17 protein-coding genes are annotated in these 23,518 nt (G+C 73.1%); 10 read left to right on the forward strand and 7 right to left on the reverse strand.

The genetic code is table 11. The annotated features are described in order from the left end of the window. The first annotated feature begins 19 nt into the window (after positions 1-19). Positions 20-997 carry an NAD(P)H-quinone oxidoreductase gene (locus tag Q6349_RS14235; RefSeq protein ID WP_370375624.1) on the forward strand — a complete coding sequence of 326 codons (978 nt, stop codon included), beginning with the start codon at positions 20-22 and terminating at the stop codon, positions 995-997. Between the two features lie 32 nt (positions 998-1,029). Then, on the forward strand, positions 1,030-1,533 hold the full coding sequence (locus Q6349_RS14240; protein WP_304604645.1) for a proteasome activator: 504 nt from the start codon (positions 1,030-1,032) through the stop codon (positions 1,531-1,533). A gap of 1 nt (position 1,534) precedes the next feature. Here Q6349_RS14240 and Q6349_RS14245 read toward each other — a convergent pair whose 3' ends face one another. Beyond that, on the reverse strand, positions 1,535-2,440 hold the full coding sequence (locus Q6349_RS14245) for a DMT family transporter (protein WP_304604646.1): 906 nt from the start codon (positions 2,438-2,440) through the stop codon (positions 1,535-1,537). A 194-nt stretch (positions 2,441-2,634) separates the two neighbouring features. Here Q6349_RS14245 and Q6349_RS14250 point away from each other — a divergent pair, with 194 nt between their 5' ends. Further along, positions 2,635-3,087: a DUF805 domain-containing protein gene (locus Q6349_RS14250; RefSeq protein ID WP_304604647.1), complete on the forward strand. Its 453-nt coding sequence runs from the start codon at positions 2,635-2,637 to the stop codon at positions 3,085-3,087. 65 nt (positions 3,088-3,152) lie between these two features. Here the strand turns inward: Q6349_RS14250 and Q6349_RS14255 are convergent, their stop codons facing one another. From Q6349_RS14255 to Q6349_RS14265, 3 genes are all read right to left on the reverse strand, one after another. Beyond that, positions 3,153-4,106 carry a carbohydrate ABC transporter permease gene (locus Q6349_RS14255; RefSeq protein WP_304604648.1) on the reverse strand — a complete coding sequence of 318 codons (954 nt, stop codon included), beginning with the start codon at positions 4,104-4,106 and terminating at the stop codon, positions 3,153-3,155. Beyond that, positions 4,103-5,092: a carbohydrate ABC transporter permease gene (locus Q6349_RS14260; RefSeq protein WP_304604649.1), complete on the reverse strand. Its 990-nt coding sequence runs from the start codon at positions 5,090-5,092 to the stop codon at positions 4,103-4,105. Before Q6349_RS14260 ends, Q6349_RS14255 begins: the two co-directional genes overlap by 4 nt. Positions 5,093-5,165: 73 nt before the next feature. After that, on the reverse strand, positions 5,166-6,542 hold the full coding sequence (locus tag Q6349_RS14265) for an ABC transporter substrate-binding protein (RefSeq protein ID WP_304604650.1): 1,377 nt from the start codon (positions 6,540-6,542) through the stop codon (positions 5,166-5,168). Positions 6,543-6,796: 254 nt separating this feature from the next. Here Q6349_RS14265 and map point away from each other — a divergent pair, with 254 nt between their 5' ends. Then, complete coding sequence (map, locus tag Q6349_RS14270) at positions 6,797-7,579, forward strand: type I methionyl aminopeptidase (protein ID WP_304604651.1); 783 nt, start codon at positions 6,797-6,799, stop codon at positions 7,577-7,579. 60 nt (positions 7,580-7,639) lie between these two features. Here the strand turns inward: map and Q6349_RS14275 are convergent, their stop codons facing one another. Further along, positions 7,640-8,461 carry an HAD family hydrolase gene (locus Q6349_RS14275; RefSeq protein WP_171245902.1) on the reverse strand — a complete coding sequence of 274 codons (822 nt, stop codon included), beginning with the start codon at positions 8,459-8,461 and terminating at the stop codon, positions 7,640-7,642. 1 nt (position 8,462) lies between these two features. Continuing rightward, positions 8,463-9,731 carry a serine--tRNA ligase gene (gene serS, locus Q6349_RS14280; RefSeq protein WP_304604652.1) on the reverse strand — a complete coding sequence of 423 codons (1,269 nt, stop codon included), beginning with the start codon at positions 9,729-9,731 and terminating at the stop codon, positions 8,463-8,465. A gap of 130 nt (positions 9,732-9,861) precedes the next feature. Between serS and Q6349_RS14285 the strand changes: the two genes are divergently transcribed. The 6 genes from Q6349_RS14285 (at position 9,862) to Q6349_RS14310 (ending at position 22,707) form a co-directional block, all read left to right on the forward strand. Next, positions 9,862-10,953 (forward strand): diacylglycerol kinase family protein, encoded by a 1,092-nt coding sequence (locus Q6349_RS14285; protein ID WP_304604653.1) that lies wholly within the window; start codon positions 9,862-9,864, stop codon positions 10,951-10,953. 18 nt (positions 10,954-10,971) lie between these two features. Continuing rightward, entirely contained in the window at positions 10,972-15,414 is a 4,443-nt protein-coding gene (locus Q6349_RS14290; protein WP_304604654.1) for a hypothetical protein, read from the forward strand. A gap of 302 nt (positions 15,415-15,716) precedes the next feature. Further along, the gene (locus tag Q6349_RS14295) at positions 15,717-19,025 is read left to right on the forward strand and encodes a PQQ-dependent sugar dehydrogenase (protein WP_304604655.1); all 3,309 of its coding nucleotides are present in this window, start codon (positions 15,717-15,719) and stop codon (positions 19,023-19,025) included. A gap of 126 nt (positions 19,026-19,151) precedes the next feature. Beyond that, positions 19,152-20,108: a sugar phosphate isomerase/epimerase gene (locus tag Q6349_RS14300; RefSeq protein ID WP_304604656.1), complete on the forward strand. Its 957-nt coding sequence runs from the start codon at positions 19,152-19,154 to the stop codon at positions 20,106-20,108. A 196-nt stretch (positions 20,109-20,304) separates the two neighbouring features. Further along, on the forward strand, positions 20,305-20,727 hold the full coding sequence (locus Q6349_RS14305) for a transferase (RefSeq protein ID WP_304604657.1): 423 nt from the start codon (positions 20,305-20,307) through the stop codon (positions 20,725-20,727). A gap of 90 nt (positions 20,728-20,817) precedes the next feature. After that, positions 20,818-22,707 (forward strand): alkyl/aryl-sulfatase, encoded by a 1,890-nt coding sequence (locus Q6349_RS14310; protein WP_304604658.1) that lies wholly within the window; start codon positions 20,818-20,820, stop codon positions 22,705-22,707. Between the two features lie 12 nt (positions 22,708-22,719). Here Q6349_RS14310 and Q6349_RS14315 read toward each other — a convergent pair whose 3' ends face one another. Next, positions 22,720-23,499 carry a glycosyltransferase family 2 protein gene (locus tag Q6349_RS14315; RefSeq protein WP_304604659.1) on the reverse strand — a complete coding sequence of 260 codons (780 nt, stop codon included), beginning with the start codon at positions 23,497-23,499 and terminating at the stop codon, positions 22,720-22,722. Between the last annotated feature and the right edge of the window lie 19 nt (positions 23,500-23,518).

Below are 23,518 nucleotides of genomic sequence, written 5' to 3' on the forward strand. Positions count from 1 at the left end.
GCGAGTAGTCTTCGTCGGTGTGCGAGCCGTCACGATATCGGGCGATGGGCCCTCAGGGAAACTCACCACGAGTCACGTCGAGCTCCGGGAGCCGGGCGACGGGGAGATCGTAGTCGACGTCGCCGCCGCCGGTGTCAACCGGGCTGACCTCCTCCAACGGGCCGGCCTCTACCCGCCGCCACCCGGGGCCCCCGCGTGGCCCGGACTCGAGATCTCCGGCACGGTGAACCGACTCGGGCCTGGCGTGTCGGACCGGCGTGTCGGCGACGAGGTGGTGGCGCTGCTCGACGGCGGCGGCTATGCCGAGCAGGTCGTGGTGCGGGCCGGCCAGACGCTGCCCCTCCCCGAGGGCGTCGACCTCGTCGACGCGGCCGCTCTGCCCGAGGCCGTCTGCACCGCCTGGACGAACCTCGTGGACACCGGCCACCTGCGGGCCGGCGAGACGCTCCTGGTGCTCGGCGGGTCGGGGGGCGTGGGGAGCGTCGCGATCCAGCTCGGCCGCGCGCTCGGCGCCCGCGTCGTGGCGACCGCCGGCGGCCCCGACCGCACCGCGCGCTGCCGCGAGCTCGGCGCCGACGTCGTCGTCGACCACCGCAGCGAGGACGTGGTCGACGCCGTGCGCGGCGCCACCGACGGTCGCGGCGCCGACGTCGTGCTCGACGTGCTCGGCGGCGGTGCCCTGGGAGACAACGTCCGCGCCCTCGCCCCCGGCGGCCGGCTGGTCGTCATCGGCCTGCAGCAGGGCCGCACCGGAGAGCTCGACCTCGCCCGGCTCATGGCCAAGCGGGCCGTCGTCACCGGGACGCTGCTGCGGTCCCGCACCCCCGAGGAGAAGGCCGAGATCGTCGCGGCCGTGACCGAGCACGTGTGGCCGCTCGTGGAGCGGGGCCTGATCCGCCCCGTGGTCCACGCGAGGCTCCCCTTCGACGAGGCCGAGAGCGCCCTCGGCATGCTCGAGTCCGGCGAGGCCTTCGGCAAGGTGCTGCTGCTGCCCTGACGCGAGCGGCCCGGCACGGCAGACTGGGGGGCATGACGGACGAGCAGCCCGGCGAGGAGACCGCGCCCGACGTCGCGAGCACGCGGCCCCCCGGGCCGGAGAGGTCGCGCATCGAGGAGCCGGCGAAGGTCATGCGGATCGGGAGCATGGTCAAGAAGCTCCTCGACGAGGCCCGTGCGGCCCCGCTGGACGCCGCGGCACGGGAACGGCTCGCCGAGATCCACGAGCGGTCGCTGACCGAGCTCGAGGACGGGCTCTCCGAGGACCTGGTCGCCGAGCTGCACCGCATCACGCTGCCGCTGACGGACCACGAGCCGCCGTCGGACGCCGAGCTGCGGGTGGCCCAGGCCCAGCTCGTCGGGTGGCTCGAGGGCCTGTTCCACGGCATCCAGACCGCGCTGGTGGCCCAGCAGATGGAGGCGCACCAGGCCCTCGACCAGATGCGGCGTCAGCTCCCGCGTGGCGCACGGCCCGGCATGCCGGGCAGCGGCCCGGAGGACGGCGACGCCGCCGCCTCGCCCGGGCAGTACCTCTGACCTACTCCCGGCCGGTCGCCGTCATGGCGATGGCACCGGAGACGAGCACGAGACCGGCGATCTCGGGCCAGCTCGGGAGCTGGCCGAGCACGACCGCGCCCACGACCGTGGCAGTGGCGGGCAGCAGGGCGAGCAGCACCGAGAACGTCGCCGTACCGATCCGCCGCAGCACGAGCTGGTCGAGGACGTAGGGCACGACCGAGGAGCACACCGCGACCACGAGCAGGAAGCCGAGGAGCCGCAGGTCCGGCACCACGGTGGTCACCGACGTCGCGAAGAACGGCGCGAACACGACAGCCCCGGTGACCATGCCGACGGCCAGCCCGTCGATGCCCGCACCGCCGCCGGCCACCCGCTTGCCGAGCACGATGTAGCCGGCCCAGCAGGCCGCGGCACCGAGCACGGCGACCAGGCCGACGATCGCGTCCCCGCGGGCCATGTCGCCCTCCAGCGTGACACCGGCGAGCAGGACGACCCCGGCCGCGGCGACGACGATCGCGCCGCGCTCGCGCCACCCCCGCCCGGTGATCGCGGCGACGGCGATCGGCCCGGTGAACTCGATGGCGACGGCGACCCCGAGCGGCAGGTGGTCGATCGCGACGTAGAACACGATGTTCATCGCCGCCAGCGCCACCCCGAAGAGCCCGGCGCCCACCAGGTCCTGCCGCGTCCAACGACGCCGCCAGGGACGCCGCCAGGCGACGAGCACGACAGCGGCCAGCAGGATGCGCCACCAGCTCACGGTGGGCGCCCCGAGGGTGCCGAAGAGCCCGACGGCGACCGCCGCCCCGAGGTAGAGCGTCAGCCCGGAGGCGACGAAGAGCAGCGGCGCCGGGACACGGTCGGCGGCGCCACGGGCGGCCGACGGCGGTGGGCCGGGCCGGGCGGGAGAGGTCGCGTCGGGCACGCGGGGAGCCTACGCGGCGCCGGTCGCCGGTGCCGCCCGACGGCGAGCGCGCCGCCGCCCCGGGGCCGCGACCAGGCCGGGCATCCGGTGTGCCGCTTTTCTGCGAAGTGTCTGGTCTTCCCGTGAAGGGTGCCCTAGGTTCGGCACGCGTCGCCGCGCAGGGTGGCGACGATCACCATCACGAGAGGCACATCATGGGATTCGGCACCGCCGTCACGACCGTCCTCAGCAAGTACGCGACCTTCTCCGGGCGCGCCCGTCGCTCCGAGTTCTGGTGGTGGGCCCTGTTCACGGTCCTGCTGAGCATCGTCGTCAACTCCGTCGTCCTGGCGACCGGCGGGATCTCCATCGACCCGCAGACGATGCTGCCCGTCTACGGCCCGACCTACGGGCTCTCGATCATCCTCAGCCTGGCGGTCCTCCTGCCGAGCCTCGCCGTGACCGTGCGACGTCTGCACGACACCGACCGCAGCGGGCTCTGGTGGTTCATCGGCCTCGTGCCGTTCGTGGGCTGGATCGTCCTGCTCGTCTTCACGGTCCAGGTCGGCACCCCGGGCGCGAACCGCTTCGGCCCCGACCCGAAGGCCGCCGTCGCCCCGGACACCGCTCCGACGGCCGCCGCGGGGACCGAGTCCGCCCAGGCCTGACCACCGCCACCGTCCCGCGGCTCACACCGCTGTGAGCCGCGGGACAGGACGGCGGGTGGAGGGGACTACCCCTTCACCGCCCCCGCCAGCATCCCGCGCACGAAGTAGCGCTGGAGCAGCAGGAACACGATCAGCGGCACGATCATCGAGATGAACGCGCCGGCGGTGAGGATGTGCCAGTCACCGCCACGGGTACCCGCGAGCTCGGCCACCGCCACCGTCAGCGGCCGGTACTCCGGCGCCGCGAAGGTCAGACCGACGAGCAGGTCGTTCCAGACCCAGAGGAACTGGAAGATCCCGAACGCCGCGATGGCCGGGACCAGCAGCGGGAACAGCACGCGGAAGAAGATCTTCACGTGCCCCGCCCCGTCGACGCGGGCCGCCTCGACGAGCGACCGTGGGATGTCCTTCATGAAGTTGTGCAGCAGGAACACCGCCAGCGGCAGGGCGAAGATCGAGTGCGACAACCACACGGCCCAGAACGAGCCCGCCATGCCCCAGTTGTTGTAGTTGGTCAGCAGCGGCACGAGGGTGACCTGGATGGGCACCACCTGCAGCGCGAAGACCGCCACGAACAGCAGGTTGCGGCCGGGGAAGTCGATCCACGCGAAGCCGTAGGCCGCCAGCAGCGCGACGGTGATCGGGATGATCACCGCCGGGATCGTGATGACGAAGGTGTTGATGAACACCTCCGACAGGCCGGTCCCGCTGCCGTAGAGCGCCTGGTCGTAGTTGTCGAGCGTGAACTCCGTCTCGCCCGTGAACATGCCGGGGATGACCGTCCACCAGCCGCTGCGGCGGATGTCGATCTCCGGCCGGAACGACGTCACGAGCAGGCCGACGGTGGGGATGGTCCACAGGATCGCCAGGATCACCGCGGTCAGGGACGCCCATGGCGAGGTCAGGCGGCCCTTGGTGGCGATGGCCCGCTTCTCGAGGCGGGTGAGCTTGCGCTCCTTGACCGGAGCGGTGTCCTCCGTCTCGGGGTTCGTCGTGGGGACGGGCGGCGTCGTACTCATCGAATCTCCTCCGACCTGCGCATCTGCCGCACGTTGTAGGCGACGATCGGGACGACCAGGATGAACAGCACCACGGCGAGCGCCGCGGCCAGACCCTGGTTGTTCTGGCGGAACGCCTGCGTGTAGAACTCGTTCGCGATGATCTGCGTGCCGAACTGGCCACCGGTCATGGTGCGGACGATGTCGAACGCCTTGAGCGTCGTCATGGCGATCGTGGTCAGCACGACGACGAGCGCCGGGCGGATGCTCGGCACGGTGATGTAGCGGAACATCCCCAGACCGTGCAGGCCGTCCAGGCGGGCTGCCTCGACGATGTCGTCCGGGATGGCCTTGATGGCCGCGGCGAGCACCGTCATGGCGAAACCGGTCTGGATCCAGATCATCACGACGATGAGGAACCCGGTGTTCCACGGCTCGCCGATGAGGAACTGCTGGGGTGGCAGCCCGATCCAGACCAGCAGCTGGTTGAGCAGACCGATCTGCTCGATGCCCGGCTGGTCGGGCCGGAACTCGTAGACGAAGCCCCAGATGATCGAGGCGCCGACCATCGAGATCGCCATCGGGATGAAGATGAGCGTCTTGGCGATCTTCTCGAAACGCGCCCGGTCGACGAGCACGGCGTAGATCAGCCCGATGAGCGTGCTGACCAGGGGGGCCAGGACCACCCAGGCCGCGGTCACCACGAGCACCTTCTGGAACTGCGCTCCGGTGAGCATCGTGACGTAGTTGTCGAAGCCGACGAACTCCGTGGTGGTGCGGTTGAAGAACGAGTTGTACAGCGTCTCCAGCCCGGGTCGGAGCAGACCGTAGGCGATGAGCAGCAGGGCGGGGCCGACGAAGCCGATGGCGACCACCCACGACGGGATGCGCTTCGGCCGGTCGACGAGGAACAGGATCAGGCTCATCACCGCGACGAACAGCGCGATGCCGATGCCCATGACGATGAACTTCTCGGTGACCGTGTCAGGATTCAGCAACCAGTCCACGACAATTAACTCCTCACGGCGTAGGACGGACCGGGCCCGCCGACGAGGTGTCGGCGGACCCGGTCCGCGGGTGTCACGGCCAGCTGTTCTCGATCTGGTCGGTGACCTCCTGGGTCGAGGAACCGGTCACCCAGTTGACCATGCCGGTCCAGAAGGTCCCGGCACCGACCTCACCGGGCATGAGGTCCGAACCGTCGAACCGGAACACCGTCTCCTCGTCCGCGAGGATCGCGGCGGCGTCCTGGTCGAACTCCGTGGCGAGGTTGTTCACGTCCAGGCCGTTGTTGGCGCTGATCCAGCCGCCCTCGGGCGTGGCGATGGCCTTCTGGTTCGCCCAGTCCGCGCTGGCGAGGTAGGTCTGGAACGCCTGGACCTCGGGGCGGTCGTCGAACGCGAGCACGAACTCCCCGCCACCCAGCATCGGCTGGCTCTCGCCGTCACCGGGCAGGTAGAACGCGTAGACGTCACCGTCGGACCCGACCTCGGTGCCCTCCGGCCACTGCGTGGCGTAGAAGTTGGCCATGCGGTACATCCAGCAGGTGCCGTCCAGGACGCCCGTCCCGGCCTGGTCCCAGGCCGTCGTGGCGATCGAGTCGACCCCGCCCAGACCGGCGTTGACGTAGTCCGGGTTCTTGAGGATCTGCCCGGCCTCGTCGAACGCGTCGACGATCTGCGGGTCGTTGAACGGGATCTCGTGCTTGTACCACTGGTCGTAGACCTCGGGGCCGGCCGTGCGGAGCACGACGTCCTCGATCCAGTCGGTCCCGGGCCAGCCGGTGGCGTCACCGGACTCGAAGCCCACGCACCACGGCAGGACCTCCTGCTCGGTGGCGATGGTCTCGCTGAGCTCCAGCAGCTCGTCCCAGGTCTCCGGGATCTCGTAGCCGGCGTCGGCGAACGCCGCCGGGTTGTACCAGACGAACGACTTCGCGTTCGCCCCCAACGGGGCGGCGTAGAAGGTGCCGTCGACCGAGCCGTACTCCTTCCAGTCCTCGCTGAAGTACTCGTCGACGTTGGCCACCGTGGCCTCGGGAGCCTCCACCACCGCGTCGGGGTAGTCGGACACGATCGTGTTCAGCAGGCCGGGCTGCGGCATGTAGGCGATGTCCGGGGTGTTGCCGGCCTGGATCCGGACGAGCAGCTGCGCCTCGAACTCGCGCGAGCCCTCGTAGTTCACCGTGACGCCGGTGCACTCCTCGAACGCGTCGTAGGACATCTCCTGCTGGGTCTGCTCGGGCTCGACGATCGAGGTGTAGATGCTGACGCTCGTGCCCTCGAGGTCGCCGAACTCGTCGTACGCGGCGCAGTCGATGTCCTCGGCGGTCCCGCCGCCGCTGTCACCGCCGCCGTCAGAGGTGTCGTCGTCCCCGCCGCCTCCACAGGCGGCCAGCACCAGGGCGAGGCCGGCACCACCGGCCACGACCGCCAGTCGTCGGCGATTGCTCGCCATGGTCCTTCGTGTCATCAGACTCTCCACTCCGTCGTGCGGTCAGCCGGCGGCCGTCCACCGTCGGACGACTCCGGTCGGGACCGTCCGGCGGACGTGACCGCAGGACGTCTTCCCTGATGAAAGTCGACCGCAAGGTTTCACCCGGTGCAACCTCACCCGGTGCACATCTTGATGACGATGCCGTAACGATCATGCCCTCGTGGATGTGTGACACCCTTGAGCCGACACCGTCGGACCGGACCGGAAGGACCCCCATGATCGAGCTGAGGACGCCGCGTGAGATCGAGGAGATGCGTCCCGCCGGTCGCTTCGTCGCCGAGACCCTGCAGGCCGTGCGCGAGGCGGCCGAGCCCGGCGTGAACCTGCTCGAGCTCGACGCGCTGGCGCACCGGCTCATCAAGGAGAAGGGCGCCGAGTCCTGCTACATCGACTACCACCCGTCCTTCGGTGCCAGCCCCTTCGGCAAGGTGATCTGCACCTCCGTCAACGACGCCGTGCTGCACGGACTCCCCCACGACTACGACCTCGTGGACGGTGACCTGCTCAGCATCGACTTCGCGGTCGCCGTGGACGGCTGGGTGTCCGACTCCGCGATGTCGTTCGTCGTCGGCGAGTCCCCCTCCCCGGAGCGGGCCGCCGCGGACGCGCAGCTGATCCGCACCACCGAGGTCGCGCTCGAGGCGGGGATCGCCGCCGCGCAGCCCGGGAAGAAGATCGGCGACATCTCCGCCGCGATCGCCGCCGTCGCGCGCGAGGCCGGGTACTCGATCAACACCGACTTCGGCGGCCACGGCGTCGGGCGCACCATGCACGGCGACCCGCACGTGCCCAACGACGGCCGCGCAGGACGCGGGTTCCCGCTGCGCCCGGGCCTGGTCATCGCCATCGAGCCGTGGTTCCTCGAGACCACCGACGAGATCTACACGGACGAGGACGGCTGGACCCTGCGGTCGGTGGACGGCTCGCGCGGGGCGCACAGCGAGCACACCATCGCGATCACCGCCGACGGCCCGCTGGTCCTCACCGCGCGCGACTGAGCCCTCGACCGGGTCGGCACCGTCCCCCGACGGCCCGACCCGGGACGCTCCGGTCGGGGCCTACGGCGCCTCGAGGAGCGAGCGCAGGACGGTGACCGCGCCGTCGTCGTCGATCGGGCCGGTCACCTCGTCGGCGGCCGCCCGCACCGTCTCGTCCGCGTGCCCCATCGCCACGCCGCGGGCCGCCCAGCGCAGCATCTCCAGGTCGTTGTGCCCGTCGCCGACCGCCACCGTGCGGTGCGGCTGCAGGTGCCGCCGTCGCCGCACCTGCTCCAGCGCCGTCGCCTTCGAGACCCCGAGCGGCGCGAGGTCCATCCAGGCGCTCCACCCGACGGCATAGGTGACGTCCTCGAGGCCCAGGTGCTCGACCAGCTCGTGGAAGTGCCCCGAGGTCGAGTCGGGTCGCCGCACGATGACGCGGGTGACCTCGGAGGACCACAGGTCCTCCATCGGGACGATGACGTGCTCGCCCTCCAGCTCGCCGTCCGGGAAGTGCTCCGTCATCCGGAAGCCGACGCCGAGGTCCTCCACCGCGTACCGGGCGTCGGGGAGCTGCTCCCCCAGGAGGCGCAGCGCCGGCTCCGGGTCGAACGTCACGACGTCCTCGGTGACCCACCCGTCGGGCGCCGACGGGTCCAGCCGCACCGTGACCGCCCCGTTGGAGCACACCATCCACCCGGTCGCGATCCCCAGCGCGGACGCGACCGGCAGCATGGCCAGCAACGACCGGCCCGAGGCGAGCACCACCTCGTGCCCCGCGTCGCGCACGGCGCCCACGGCCTCGCGGACGGCGTCGGTCAGGTCGCCGTCGTAGGACAGCAGCGTGCCGTCGATGTCGAGGGCGACCAGCATCGGCCCGTCCGGCGGCAGGGTGCGGGACATCTCAGCGCACCGGCTCGAGCACCTCGAGGCCGCCCAGGTAGGGACGCAGACCCGCGGGGACGTGCACCGAGCCGTCCGGCTGCTGGTGGTTCTCCAGGATCGCGACGATCCACCGGGTGGTGCCCAGCGTGCCGTTGAGGGTGGCCACGGTCCGGGTGCCGTGCTCGACGCGTTCGCGCACGTTGAGGCGCCGCGCCTGGAACGTCGTGCAGTTCGACGTCGAGGTCAGCTCGAGGTAGCGCTGCTGGGTGGGGAGCCACGCCTCGCAGTCGAACTTGCGGGCCGCGCTGGTGCCGAGGTCGCCGGCCGCCGTGTCGATCACCCGGTACGGCAGCTCGACGGCGGCCATCATGGCCTCCTCCCAGGCGAGCAGGCGCTGGTGCTCGGCCTCGGCGTCGTCCACGGAGCAGTAGCTGAACATCTCCACCTTGTGGAACTGGTGGACGCGGATGATGCCGCGCACGTCCTTGCCGTGCGAACCCGCCTCGCGGCGGTAGCAGGCGCTCCAGCCGGCGTAGCGCTTCGGGCCGTCCGACAGGTCGATGATCTCGTCGCCGTGGTAGCCCGCGAGCGCCACCTCCGAGGTCCCGACGAGGTACAGGTCGTCGCGCTCGAGGCGGTAGACCTCGTCGGAGTGCTCCCCGAGGAACCCGGTGCCGCGCATCGTCTCCGGGGTGACGAGGGTGGGCGTGATCATCGGGGTGAAGCCCTCGGCGAGCGCCTTGTCCATGGCCGCCTGCAGGATGGCGAGCTCGAGCCGCGCGCCGACGCCGGTGAGGAAGTAGAACCGCGACCCGGAGACCTTCGCGCCCCGCTGGGTGTCGATCGCGCCCAGGCCCTCGCCGAGGTCGAGGTGGTCGCGCGGCTCGAAGCCCTCGGCGGCGAAGTCGCGCGGGGTGCCCACCGTGGAGAGGGTGACGAAGTCCTCCTCGCCGCCGGCCGGGGCGCCCTCGACGACGTTCGGGATGCGGAACAGCAGCTCGTCCAGCTCGGCCTCCGCCTCGTTCGCGGCGGCCTGGTGGTCCTTGACCTCCTGGGCGAGCTGCTGGGTCCGCCCGATCAGTGCGGCCTTCTCCTCGCCGCTCGCCCGGGCGACCTGCTTGCCCATCGCCTTCTGCTCGGCCCGGCGGGACTCGAACTCCGCCAGGGCGGAACGGCGGCGGGCCTCGGCGGCCAGTGCCGTGTCCACGAGGTGCTCGTCCTCGCCGCGGGCTCGCTGGCTCGCGCGGACGGCGTCGGGGTTGTCGCGCAGGAGACGGATGTCGATCACGCCCGCAAGCCTAACGGCCGCGCGCGCGGCCGCTCCCGGGCGTCGGCCGTCGCCGGTCCCGGACCGGGACGCGCCCCCGTCGCGGGGTCGCCGTCGTGCAGTCCTGGGGGATCAGTCCTATCTTTCGGTCATGCCCTGGGAACTCCTCGTCGGGGTCGTCGCGTTGGTCGTCGGCCTGTCCGCCCTCGTGGTCGCGCTGGTCGTGCTCCGGCGCAGCCGCCGTCCCACCCCGTCTCCGTCACGGGGTGACGCCGACGCCGACGCCCGCCCGCAGCGTCCGCAGCTCGCCGTCGTGGTCAACCCGTCCAAGGCGAGCACCCGGCGGGCCATCGAGACGGTGCGCCGCCTGGCCGGCGAGGCCGCGCTGCCCGCGCCCCGCTTCTACGAGACGACCGTCGAGGACCCGGGCACCGGGCAGGCCCGCGAGGCCGTGCGCGACGGGGCGGACGTCGTCGTCGCGGCCGGCGGCGACGGCACCGTGCGCGCCGTCGCGGAAGGCATGCTCGGCACGGAGGTCCCGATGGGGATCCTCCCCGCCGGCACCGGGAACCTCCTGGCCCGCAACCTCGACCTGCCCCTGACGGACACCCAGGAGGCGCTCGCCGTCATCCTCGGGGGCGTCGACCGCTCCATCGACGTCGGTCGCATCCGCGTCACGGAACGGCCGCCGGACGAGGAGGACGACGACGACACCGCGCACCTGTTCCTCGTCATCGCCGGCCTGGGCTTCGACGCCGCGATGGTGGCCGACGCCGACGACCAGCTCAAGGACAGGATGGGCTGGGTCGCCTACTTCCTCGCGGGCGCCCGCCACCTGCACGGGCGACGCATGGCCACGCGCATCGCCGTGGACGACGAGGAGCCGGTGGAGACGCGGCTGCGCAGCATCATGGTCGGCAACTGCGGCCGGTTGCCCGGTGGCATCAACCTGCTGCCCGACGCCTCGCTGGACGACGGCGTGCTCGACGTCGCGGCGATCGACACCCGGGCCGGGCTGGCGGGCTGGGCACAGCTGTTCGGGGAGGTCGTCGCCCAGGGCATGGGGGTGCAGAACGACCTGCCGGCCAAGATCGGGCGCATCGACCACGTCAAGGCCCGGCGAGCCACCATCCGGGTGGAGGACGGCGAGCAGGCGCAGGCCGACGGCGAGGTCCTGGGCCGGGCCATCCAGATCGAGACCTGGGTGGAGCCCGGGACGCTGGTGGTCCGCGCCCCCGCCTGAGCCGCTTAGGCTGACGGGGTGCGTCCCCTCGTCCGACTCGTCGTCGCGGCCGTGGCGCTCCTGGTCACCGCCGCGGCCGTCGTCCTGCCGACGAGCGCGCAGGCCGAGGAGTCCACGGCCCCGACCGACACCCCGCTCGTGCTGGTCGGGGTCGCCGGCCTGCAGTGGACGGACATCGACGCCGCCCGCACCCCGAACCTGTGGCGCCTCGTGGGCGGCGGGTCGGTGGCCTCGGTGTCGGTGCGCACCCTGACCCCGACCTGTCCCCGGGACGCCTGGTTGTCGCTGTCCGCGGGCAGCCGGGTCGTCACCGACGCCGCGCAGGACCCCCGCGAGGAGGACGCCGGCGCCGACGGCGACGGGGAGTCCGCCGAGGAGCCCGAGCAGCCCTGCCCCCCGCTGCCGACGCTCCCCGCCGCCGACACCCCGACCACGGTCCAGGTCCCCGGCTGGGACGCGCTGGTCGCCGAGGAGGCCCTGGCCTCCCCCGCTGCCCGACCCGGCACGCTCGGCCGGCTCGCCGACACCGTCGGGACCTGCACGACGGCGGTCGGCCCGGGCGCCGCGCTGGCGACGGCGGACCGGTCGGGGCAGGTCGGCCGCTTCCTGTCGAGCTCCGACGACCTCGAGGCCGAGGACCTGACCGCCTGCCCGGTGACCGTCGTCGACCTCGGCGAGCTCCCGGACGCCGCGACCGAGCGGACGGACGCGGTGTCCGCCGTCGACGCCGCGGTCGGCCGGATCGCCGGTCTGCTGCCGGCCGGGGGGCGGCTCGTCGTCGCCGGCCTGGCCGACACCCCGCTGGGCCCGGCGGACCTGCAGGTCGTGGTCGACTGGACCCGCCCCGGCGGCGGGGCGACCTGGTTGACCTCGACGTCGTCCCGGTGGCCCGGTGTGGTGGTCTCGGGCGACCTGTCGGCCACGCTGGCCGACGCCCTGCTGACCGAGGCCGACCCCGCGGAGCTCGCCGCGGCGGAGGAGGACCCCGACAGCCGGCTCGCCGAGCTGAGGTCGGCGTTCACCGGGTCCGCCCTGGAACGGGGCGAGGACCGCCGGTCGTCCGTCTCCCGCACCGTCGAGAACCGCCAGTACCTCTCGGTGCTCACCGAGACCCTGCCCCGCATGACCCCCGTGCTGGTCGGCGTGCTGGCCCTCGGGGTGATCGGCGTGGTGACGGGCCTGCTGCTGGCCCGACGGCGTGCGGAGGGCGCCGGGACCCCCCGGGACCCCTGGCGCACCCGGACGGCGCTCGCCGTGCTGACCGTGGTGGCGTGCCTGCCCGCGGCCGCCACGCTGGCCACCCTGGCCCGCTGGTGGGTGTGGCCCGTGCCCGTCACGGTGCTCTGCCTCGCCGTCGGCGTCTCCGCGCTGGCCGTGGCGCTGGGCGCCTGGTGGGTCCGGGTGCTGCTGCCCCGCTCCCCGTGGCGCCTCCCGACGACCCTCGCCGCGGCGACGTGGCTCGTGCTGACGATCGACGGGCTGACCGGCACGACGCTGCAGCAGGGGTCGCTGCTCGGTCCCGCCCCCTCCCTCGGCGCACGCTTCTACGGGTTCTCCAACTCGGTGTTCGCCGTGTACGCGGTGGCCGGACTGGTGCTCGCCGCCGGGCTCGCCGCGCTGCTGCGCGACCGCGGTGCGGCACGCCGCACGCAGGCCTGGGTCGCGGGTGCCGTCGGCACGGTCACCGTGCTGGTGGACGGGCTGCCGCCGTTCGGTGCGGACCTGGGCGGCATCCTCGCGCTCGTGCCCGCCTTCGCGGTGCTGGTGCTCGGCGTCGCGGGGATCCGCCTGACCTGGCGGCGGGCGCTCCTGGTGCTGCTCGGCGCCGCGCTGGTCGTCGCGGTGATCGCCGTCCTGGACTGGGCCCTGCCGCCGGCCACCCACCTGGGCGGGTTCGTGGACTCCGTGCTCGACGGCAGCGCGCTGTCGGTGGTCGCGGGCAAGGCGGCCGGTGCCTGGGCGACGGTCGCGAACCCCGCCGGCGCGTTCGCCGCCGTGGTCTGCGCGGCCGCCGCGTGGGCGGTGCTGGACCCGCGTCGCGCCCGGCTCGACGGCCTGACCGCCGCGTACGACCGCGACCCGCTGCTGCGTCGCGCCGTGGTCGCGATCGTGACGGTCGGCGTCGTCGGCACGGCGGTCAACGACTCCGGCGTCGTGGTGGCGATGTACGTGCTGCTGATCGGCACCCCGCTGCTGCTCGCCGGGCGCCTCGAGGCCGCGCTGACCCCGCCCGTCGCGCCGGAGCACGCCGACCGCGGGACCGGGCGCCGGATCCTGGGCGTCGCCGCGGGGGTGGTCGTCGCGCTGCAGCTCGGGGGTGCCGCGGTCCCCGCCGGGGGCATGGCGCACGCCGGCGACGTGACCGCCGGTGGCGACGTCCTGCTGGCCGACGGCGAGCCGGTCGTGATCGTCGGCACCGACGGCCTGCGCTGGCAGGACGTCTCCCCCACCCGCACCCCGACCCTGTGGGGGCTGCTGCGTGACGGCGCGAGCGCCGGCGGGATGACCACGACGGTGACCGGCGCCTCCGGCGACTGCCGGTCCGCCGGCTGGCTGAGCCTGTCGGCCGGGCGCAGCACGGTCACCGGCGCCACCGAGGGCGACGTCTGGCGCTGCACCGACTGGGGTGTCACCGCCGACGGCGCCGGGGCCGTCGTCGACGGCTGGGACGACCTCGAGGCCCGCCAGAGCGCCTCCGAGTTCAACCCGCACCCGGGCGTGCTGGGCGAGACCCTCGCCGCCGGGGACGTGTGCGCGACCGCGGTCGGCCCCGCCGCCGCCCTGACGCTGGCCGACGGGGACGGGGCCGTCGAGCGCTACCGCACCCTGGAGGACGCTCTCGACGACCCCGAGGAGGCCTTCGCCTGCCCGGTCACCGTCGTGGACGCCGGTTCCGCCCCGTACCACCCGACGGGCGAGGGGTCGGACGCGCGGCCGGTGCCCGAGGGCGCCACGGGCTCCGGGCCCGAGCGGGACGACGCGCTGCGAGCCGTCGACGCGACCGTGCGCCGCGTGCTGGCGGCGGCACCGCAGGACGTCACCGTGCTGGTCACCGACATGGGCAACCCCTCGCCCACCCGGCCGGCGCTCGGCGTCGGCGTCGCCCGCACCCACACCGACGCCGCGCCGTCCTACCTGGCGTCGTCGGCCACCCGCTGGGTCGGCGTCGTGCGGCTGCTCGACCTGCCCCCGACCCTCGTGGCGAACTTCGACCTGGCACCGCCGGCCGACTTCTCCGGCGCCCCCGTCACCCTCAGCGCGCAGCGGCCGAGCGGCACCGGCGCCACCGTGCGCGACCTGTCCTCCCTGACCGAGCGCGACCACGGCCTGCGCGAGGTCACCGGCGCCGTGACCGGGGTGCCGACGTACGTCGCGCTGGTCGCCTTCGCCCTGGTGGTGCTCGTCCTGCCGCAGCTCCGGCGCCGGTCCTCGCCCCGCGCCGTCCGGGTCTGGACCCGGACCCTGGAGACGGTGCTGCTGGTCTGCGCCGCCATGCCCGCCGCCTCGTTCCTCATGACCACCTGGTCGTGGTGGCGGATGCCGGACCCGCAGACCGGCCTGTGGCTGGCCCTCGCCGGAGGCACGGTCCTGGTGGCCCTGGTCGGGACGCTGGCGCCGCGCCGCCCCGCCTGGGCCGGGACCGCCGTGCTGGCGACCGTGACCTTCCTCGTGCTCAGCCTGGACGCGGTGCTCGGCACGCCGCTGCACCGCGGCAGCCCGCTCGGGGCGGCGCCCACGCTCGGCGGCCGGTTCTACGGGTTCGGCAACCCGACGTACTCGGTGTACGCGGTCGCGGCGGTGCTCTGCGCCGCGGGGCTCGCGACGGTCGTGGCTCGTCGCTGGGGCCGGGTCCCCGGCGCCGTCGTCGCGGGCCTCGTGGGCCTGGTGGCGCTCGTGGTGACCGTGTGGCCGACGTTCGGCGTCGACGTCGGCGGCGGGCTGGTGCTCGTCCCCGTGTTCGCCGTGGTGGTCCTGGCCGTCCTGGGGGCGCGCCTGACCTGGCGGCGGCTGGCGCTCGCGGGAGGCGCGGGCGTGCTCCTCGTGGCCGTCATCGGTGTCCTGGACTGGCTGCGCCCGCCCGCCGAACGCTCGCACCTGGGCGCGTTCGTCCAGTCCGTCGTGGACGGCACGGCCTTCGAGACCGTGTGGCGCAAGGCGGGCTACGCCGTCGGCTCGCTGGACGGCGGCCCGCCCGCGTGGCTGTCGCTGGCCGTCCTGCTGGGTGTCGTGGCGGCGCTGTGGGCCGGCCCCCGCTTCCCCGCCGGCTGGCTCCGACGGGCCGAGGACTCCTGGCCGTTGCTGCGCCCCGTCCTGGTGGCGCTGCTCATCGCGGGCGTGGGCGGGGCGCTGGCGAACGACTACGGCATCCGTGTCGTGACGATCATGCTGTTCCCCGCCGTGCCGCTGATCGGCCTGCTCGTGCTCCGCACCGACGATTCTCGACAGATGTCTGTCAACTAACTCACACCTTTTGGTTGACAGTCGCCATAAGTGCCCCTAGGTTCGGGCCATGGTCATTGACGACCGCGCGGCACAGGAGCCGCGCCAGCGGGCGGTCCACCCGCCCCCCGGAGCAGGCCCGACGCCGTCCCTGACGCCGTCCGCGCCGTGCCACGGCCCCCGCGACGAGCACGAGGGGAGGCCGGCGCACCACACCACGGAATGAGAAACCCCGCCTGTCCGGGTCCGTCGTAGCGGCGACGGGGACATCGACGGGGCTCTCACGCACTACATCCAGGAAGGCAAGTGCGATGACCCATTCTATGCGTTCACGTGCTCTCGCGGCGGTGGCGACCGCCGCGCTGGCACTGCCGATCGCAGCGGCGACGGCGTCGGCCCACGACGGCGTCGACCACGGCTCCGAGGAGGGCGCCGAGGCGGCGCTCGACTGGTCCAACTACGAGAAGATCCTGCTCACCGAGAACACCGGTGAGCCCATCGGCATGGCGGTCATGCCCGACGGGTCGGTGCTGCACACCGCCCGCGACGGCGCGATCCGGCACACCGACCCCAGCACGGGCGTCACCGCGGTGGTCAACACCGTCGACGTCTACGCCAACTCCGAGGACGGCATGCAGGGCATCGCCCTGGCCCCCGACTTCGCCGAGTCCGGCTGGGTCTACCTGTACTACGCACCCCGCGTCATGGAGGGCGAGGACTACCCCACGACGACCCCGTCGGGGTCGGCGCCCAACCAGCTGCCCGACGGTGCGGACGAGTCCTACTGGGACCAGTGGAAGGGCTACAACCAGCTCTCCCGCGTGCAGTGGGACGCCGCGGCCGGCGCCCTGGACATGTCCACCGAGCAGAACCTGCTCCAGGTCGAGGTGCAGCGCGGGCAGTGCTGCCACGTCGGCGGTGACATCGACTTCGACGCCGAGGGCAACGTCTACCTGTCCACCGGTGACAACACCCCCGCGAGCACCCCGGGCTCCAACGGCTTCGCCCCCAACAACAACGCCCCCGGCATGAACCCCGGGTTCGACGCGCGGCGCGGCGCCGGCAGCACCAACGACCTGCGCGGTGCGATCCTGCGGATCCACCCCGAGGCCGACGGCAGCTACACGATCCCCGAGGGCAACCTCTTCCCGCCCGGGACGGAGAACACCCGCCCCGAGATCTTCGTCATGGGTCTGCGCAACCCGTTCCGGATCGACGTCGACGACGTCACCGGCGCGGTGAGCTGGGGCGACTACGGCCCCGACTCCGGCGTCGCCAGCGACGAGCGCGGCCCGATGGGCTACGTGGAGTGGCAGAGCACGACGACCGCGCTCAACGGCGGGTGGCCGTACTGCCACGGGCCCAACGCCAACTACAACGAGTGGGACTTCGAGACCGCCACCCCGGGACCGTGGTTCGACTGCGAGGCCGGCGCGGAGAACAGCTCCACCTGGAACACGGGCCTCGACGTCGTCCCGCCGGCGACGGCGCCGCAGGTCTACTACGGCGACGACCCCGGCGACCAGCCGTTCGACGAGTTCGTCGAGTTCGACCCGCAGGGCGGCCAGGGCCCGATGGGCGGCCCGACGTTCGCCTTCGACCCGGAGGGTCCCGAGACCCAGTGGCCGGAGTACTGGGACGGCACGGCGTTCTTCTACGAGTTCTCCCAGGACTACATCGCCGGGCTGACCATCCCCGACCGTGACGGCCCCGTCACCCACGTCGAGCACGTGCTGCCCAACGCCGCGCTGACCGACAACGTGCAGGCCATCACCGACGGCCCGATCGACATGGAGTTCGGCCCCGACGGCTCGCTCTACATCCTCGACTACGGCAACGGCTTCTTCCGGCAGAACCCGGAGGCGGGCCTGTACCGCGTCGACTACGCCGAGGGCAACAAGGCCCCCACGGCGGTCATCGACGCCGACCCGATCTCCTCCTCCGAGGCCCCGCTGACGGTGACCCTCGACGGCTCGGGGTCCAGCGACCCCGAGGGCGGGGCGCTCACCTACGAGTGGGACCTCGACGGTGACGGCACCTTCGACGAGAACGGCGAGCAGGTCACCACGACCTACGACGAGCTCGGCCAGTACACCGTGCGCCTGCGGGTCACCGACCCCGGCGGCCGCATCGGCCTGACCTCCGAGCTCGTCACGGTCGGCAACGTGGCACCCACGCTGACCGCCGACTACCCGGCCGACGGCGGGTTCTTCGCCTGGGGCGACGCCGTGCCGTACGGGTTCTCCACCTCCGACCCGGAGGACGGCGACGAGACCGTGTGCTCGAACCTGTCCTGGACGCTGGGCCTGGGTCACGACACCCACGCGCACCCCGAGGTGCTCGGCAGCGGCTGCTCCGGCGCCTGGGTCACCCCGGCCGACGCGCCGGAGCACGGCGAGACGGAGAAGCTCTACGCCGTCGTCGTGGCGAACTACACCGACCAGGGCAACGGGGACATCCCGCCGGCCGTGGACGAGGTCTCGCTGCTGCTCAACACCTTCACCCAGGAGGCCGAGCACGCCGACACCCTCTCCGGCGTGGAGGTCGTCGGCGACGACACCGCGGGCGGTCTGGCCAAGGTCGCCTCGTTCGACGCCGGTGACCACCTCGCCTGGGAGCCGGTGAACTTCACCGGGATCGACGGCGTCGACGTCACCGGTGCCGGGACCGGCACCATCGAGCTCCGCTGGGGCGCGGCCGACGCCGAGCCCTTCGCCACGGCCGACCTCGACTCGGCCGGCTGGTCCACGGTGGCCGCGGACGTGACCGCGTTCCCGGAGGGCACCGGCGAGCTGTTCGTCACCTCCACCGGCGGCGTCGAGCTCGACACCCTGGCCTTCGACGGCCCGGGCGTCAGCGACGTCACCCCGCCCGAGGCCAACCACTCGCTCGACCCGGCCGAGCCGACCGGCGACAACGGCTGGTACACCGGTGAGGTCGAGGTGTCGATCAACGGCACGGACGACGGCGAGGTCGCCGACGCCGAGGTCTCCGACGACGGCGGTGAGACCTGGGAGTCCATCCGGCACCGCTGGTTCGGCATCCAGCCCGTCACGCTCGACTCCGCCGGCGTGCACGAGCTGCAGTACCGCGTCATCGACAGCGGGGGCAACGTCTCCGAGGTCGGCGAGGTGACCGTGTCCATCGACACCACGGCCCCCGAGGTCGCGGTGACCGGTGTGGCCGACGGTGACGAGCTCGGCTCCTCCCAGGTCCTCGACCTGGGTGCCGAGGCCACGGACGCCACCTCCGGCGTCGCCTCGTGGAGCCTGGCGCTCGACGGCGAGGAGATCGAGGCCGGCGAGATCGAGCTGTGGACGCTCGACCTCGGCGAGCACGAGATCGTCGCGACCGCGACCGACGAGGCCGGCAACACGACCGGGGCGACGGTCGGCTTCACCGTCACCACCTCGGCCGACGACATCGCGGCGCACCTCGAGCGCCTCGAGGAGGCCGGCGAGCTCTCGACCGACGAGTCGGCCCGGCTCCAGGCCTTCCTGGACCAGGCCGAGCGGCACGCCGACGCCGGCCGGGCCGCCAAGGCGGCGGCCGCGTACCAGCGGTTCGCCGACGCCACCGACGAGGAGGTGCTGACCCGCGACGCCGAGGCGCTCGTCGCCGAGCTCGGCTGACCTGCTCGCCCGAGCACGGTGGGGCGGGGCCGCGACGGTCCCGCCCCACCACCCCGGGCGGCGGAGCAGCCGCCCGTCGATCCACCCCGTGCAGCACCGACGCTGCCCACCCGAGGAGGAACCGCAGTGACCACGCACAAGACCCGTCGCGTCCTCGCGACCACCACCGCCGCCGCCATGCTCACCGCCGGTCTGTTCGGCGCGGGGACCGCCAGCGCCGTCCCCGAGCACCCGCACGGCGACGAAGCCCCCGGCCAGGGCCAGGGCCGGACCGTCCCGGCCGAGAAGATCTCGATCCAGCTGTTCAGCTACCTCGGCTGGACGCTCTCCGACGGCTTCGACACGGTCGTCGACGAGCTCGAGGAGATCGGGTACCGCAACGTCGAACCGTTCAGCTCCCCGGGCAGCGTCTTCTACGGCGGCAACACCGCCGCCGAGCTCCGCGTCGAGCTCCGCGAGCGCGGGATGTCGGCGCCGACCACGCACGGCAACGTGTCCGAGGCCAGCTTCGACGCGGCACTGGAGAACGCCAAGGACCTCGGGCAGCGATACGTCGGCTCGGGCGGCTGGCCCGGTCCCGGCATCGCCCGGGACGGGTCCAGCACCTACGAGGACGTCCTCGAGACCGCGGCCGCCATGGACCGCCTCGGCGAACGGTCGGTCAAGAACGGCACCGGCAAGATCTTCGGGCACAACCACCAGTGGGAGTTCACGACCACGTTCGAGGACCCGGAGACCGGCGAGACGAAGAGCGCCTGGGAGGTCCTGGTCGAGAACACCGACCCGCGGTACGTGACCTTCCAGCTCGACACCTTCTGGGCGGCTGACGCGGGCGCCGACGTGGTCGAGCTGCTGGAGGAGCACGGCGACCGTGTCGAGCTGCTGCACATCAAGGACGGCGACCTCAACGGCGACGAGCGGGGCATCCCCGGCGACGTCGGCGAGGGCGACATGGAGTGGGGCCCGATCCTGCGGGCCGCCCACGGCAAGGTGAAGCTCTACGTCGTGGAGCGGGACGGCGCGCCGTCGACGCCGGAGTTCGCGGAGGACAGCTTCGAGTTCCTCACCAGCTTCCGCTACTGAGCACGCTCGTCGACCACGGCGGCCCCGGTCACCCCAGCGGGTGACCGGGGCCGCCGTGCATCCGCGCGGGGGTCCTCGGGCGAACACCGGGTAGACCACCATGACGTCAGTTGGCGTCCGAGGGGTGGGACCAGGAATCCTGGCCGACGCACGAACGTTGTGCAAAGTGGAACAAGACCATCAGCCAAGGAGAGTTGTGCGACGCATCCCCCGGAAGGTCGAGATCGAAGACGACGCGGGCAACGTCACGCGGTACGTCCGACACGACAACGGCCAGGGCTACGTCTCCCCCCACGCGTCCGTCCACCCGGAGGCGCGGGTCGAGGCGGGTGCCTACGTCGAGGCCGGTGCTCGGGTCGCTGCCGGTGCCCGGATCGGTCGGTTCAGCTGGATCGACGTCGACGCCGTCGTCGGCACCCGTGCGCGCGTGGGCCAGTGCGTCCACGTCGGACCACGCAGCGTCGTGGGTGACGACGCCCGCGTGGGCGCCTACGCCCAGCTCGGCGAGGACGCCGTCCTGGAGCCCGGAGCCGACGTCGAGGCCGACGCCGCCGTCCCCGAACGGACGGTCGTGCGCGCTGCCCGCCGGCAGCGGCACGACTTCAGCACCGCCGCCTGACCGCGGCGGACCGCCAGGCCGTGTGCCACCGCCCGGCCCGGCGCGCGCCTCGCCGGGCGTGGCGGTCCTGGCCGGGTGAGGCTGGGGTCCATGACGACCCCGCCGAAGCCCGCGGCCCCGACCGTCTCCGCCCAGCAGCAGCACCTGCTCGCGACCCTCCCCTTCGACGACACCCAGGACTTCGAGGACGCCCGGCGCGGCCTGGTCGCCCGGCGGACGCCGAGCGCCGTCACGACCGGCGACGGCACCGTCGTCTGGGAGACCGACACGTACGCGTTCCTCGAGGGGGACGCCCCCGACACGGTGAACCCGAGCCTGTGGCGGCAGTCCCGGCTCGTCGCCGAGCAGGGGCTGTTCGAGGTGGTCGAGGGCATCTACCAGGTCCGCGGTCTCGACCTGTCGAACGTCACGTTCGTCGAGGGCGCGACCGGCGTGATCGTCGTCGACCCGCTGATCTCCACCGAGACGGCGGCGGCCGCCCTCGCGCTGTACCGGGAGCACCGGGGCGACCGGCCGGTCACGGGCGTCATCTACTCCCACTCCCACGTCGACCACTTCGGCGGCGTGAAGGGCGTGACCACCCAGGAGGAGGTCGACGCCGGCCGGGTGCCGGTCCTCGCCCCGGAAGGTTTCGTCGAGCACGCCGTCGCCGAGAACGTGTACGCCGGGACGGCCATGAGCCGTCGCGCGGGCTACATGTACGGCGCGGCTCTCTCCCGCGGGCCGCGGGGACAGGTCGGGGCCGGGCTCGGGCAGACGACGTCCACCGGCACCGTCACCCTCATCCCCCCGACGATCGACGTCACGACGACGGGCCAGGAGGAGACCGTCGACGGCGTGCGGATCGTCTTCCAGATGGCCCCGGACACCGAGGCGCCGTCGGAGATGCTGTTCTACTTCCCCGACCACCGCGCGCTGTGCGCCGCCGAGGACGCCACGCACACCCTGCACAACCTGCTCACGCTGCGCGGCGCGCTGGTCCGTGACCCGAACGCGTGGGCGAAGTGCCTGACCCGGACCATCGACCTGTTCGGCGCGGACCTCGAGGTCGTCTTCTCCTCGCACCACTGGCCCACGTGGGGACGCGACCGTGCCGTGAGCTTCCTGGAGAACCAGCGCGACCTGTACGCCTACCTGCACGACCAGACGGTGCGGATGATGAACCAAGGGCTCACCGGTCCCGAGATCGCCGAGCGGTTCCAGCTCCCGCCCGTGCTCGAGAACGCCTGGAACGCCCGGGGCTACTACGGGTCGGTCAACCACAACGTGAAGGCGATCTACCAGCGCTACCTGGGATGGTTCGACGGCAACCCGGCCCACCTGTGGGAGCACCCGCCCGTCGAGCGCGCCCGGCGCTACGTCGCGCTGGGGGGCGGTGCCGACGCCGTCGTCGCCGCCGCGCAGGCCGCCGTCGACGACGGCGACCTGCGGTGGGCGGCCGAGCTCGCCAACCACGTGGTCTTCGCGGAACCGGACCACGTCGCGGCCCGCGAGCTCCTGGCCGACACGTACGAGCAGCTCGGCTACGGCGCCGAGAACGGCACGTGGCGCAACTTCTACCTCTCCGGCGCCACCGAGCTGCGCGAGGGGCCGTTCGGGACCCCGATCACGACGGCCGCCACCGACGTCGTCGCCCACCTGACCCCGGAGATGCTGTTCGACGCGCTCGCCGTCCGGGTGGACGGCCCCCGCGCCTGGGACGAGCACCTCACGCTCGACGTCGTCCTCACCGACACCGGCAGCCGCTACCGGGTGCGCCTGGCCCACGGCGTGCTCACCCACAGCACCGCGGCGCGGCACGGGGACGCCGACGTCCGCCTCACCACGACGCAGGCGGCACTGCCGGCGCTCGCCGCCGACCCCGCACCGGACGCGCTCGCGGCGGCCGGTGTCGAGGTCACCGGCGACGAGGGCGTGCTGAGGCGCCTGGCCGCCGTGCTCGACCCGGGCGACCCGGACTTCGCGATCGTCACCCCCTGAGCACGCCGGGGATCAGCGGGTGACGCGACGTCCCATCGCGTCCACGGCCCGACGGACCTGCCGGGCCCCCACGGCCGCCATGACGTCCCGGTACTGCCCGGCGCGGTGGAGCTGGCCCGCCAGGTCGTTGGACGAGGCCCGGTGGCGCAGGTCGCAGGGCACCTCGACGGCCACGTAGCCGGCCCGCAGGAGGTCGATCGTCATCCCGGTCTCGACGCCCCAGCCGTGGGCGAGGGGTGTCGCGGCCTCGAACGCGTCCCGGGTCAGGCACCGCATGCCGGACAGCGGCTGCGTGGGGCTCCACCCCGCGAGGCGCTGGATCGCGCGACGCGCGGCACCGACGACGATGCCCCGGCCGCCCGCGCCCTGCTGCCGGGGCAGCAGGGCGATGGCCAGGTCGGCGACACCCTCGCGGACCGGGGAGACCAGGGGTGCGGTGTTGACCGCGGTGTCACCCAGGTCGCCGTCGATGAAGAGCAGGAGACGCGGTGCCCGGCCGTCGGCGTCACGCATGGCCACGACCGCCGCGCCGGTCTCCATCGCGGCCGCCTTGCCGCGGTTGTGCGAGTGCCGCACGACGACGGCGCCGGCCTCCCGCGCCACGTGCTGGGTGTCGTCCTCGGAACCGTCGTCCACCACGAGCACCAGGTCGACGTGCGGGATGGCGCGCGCGGAGCGCACCGTCGCCGCGATGCGCTCCTCCTCGTCCTTGGCGGGCACGATCACGGCGACGCGCTGGGTGCTGCGACCGTCACGCGTCCGGGGTGGGCGAGGGGTCTTCGCCACGGGCATGCTGGGACGCCGCGCCGGC

The sequence above is a fragment of the Isoptericola sp. 178 genome, assembly GCF_030586525.1.
Lineage (GTDB): Bacteria > Actinomycetota > Actinomycetes > Actinomycetales > Cellulomonadaceae > Isoptericola > Isoptericola sediminis.

What these genes read in the sequence shown, in the direction of transcription:
- Q6349_RS14240 (WP_304604645.1), top strand. Translation starts at nt 1,030, where the DNA reads ATGACGGACGAGCAGCCCGGCGAGGAGACCGCGCCCGACGTCGCGAGC.
- Q6349_RS14250 (WP_304604647.1), top strand. Translation starts at nt 2,635, where the DNA reads ATGGGATTCGGCACCGCCGTCACGACCGTCCTCAGCAAGTACGCGACC.
- Q6349_RS14255 (WP_304604648.1), bottom strand. Translation starts at nt 4,106, where the DNA reads ATGAGTACGACGCCGCCCGTCCCCACGACGAACCCCGAGACGGAGGAC.
- Q6349_RS14265 (WP_304604650.1), bottom strand. Translation starts at nt 6,542, where the DNA reads ATGGCGAGCAATCGCCGACGACTGGCGGTCGTGGCCGGTGGTGCCGGC.
- map (WP_304604651.1), top strand. Translation starts at nt 6,797, where the DNA reads ATGATCGAGCTGAGGACGCCGCGTGAGATCGAGGAGATGCGTCCCGCC.
- Q6349_RS14275 (WP_171245902.1), bottom strand. Translation starts at nt 8,461, where the DNA reads ATGTCCCGCACCCTGCCGCCGGACGGGCCGATGCTGGTCGCCCTCGAC.
- Q6349_RS14285 (WP_304604653.1), top strand. Translation starts at nt 9,862, where the DNA reads ATGCCCTGGGAACTCCTCGTCGGGGTCGTCGCGTTGGTCGTCGGCCTG.
- Q6349_RS14295 (WP_304604655.1), top strand. Translation starts at nt 15,717, where the DNA reads ATGCGTTCACGTGCTCTCGCGGCGGTGGCGACCGCCGCGCTGGCACTG.
- Q6349_RS14310 (WP_304604658.1), top strand. Translation starts at nt 20,818, where the DNA reads ATGACGACCCCGCCGAAGCCCGCGGCCCCGACCGTCTCCGCCCAGCAG.
- Q6349_RS14315 (WP_304604659.1), bottom strand. Translation starts at nt 23,499, where the DNA reads ATGCCCGTGGCGAAGACCCCTCGCCCACCCCGGACGCGTGACGGTCGC.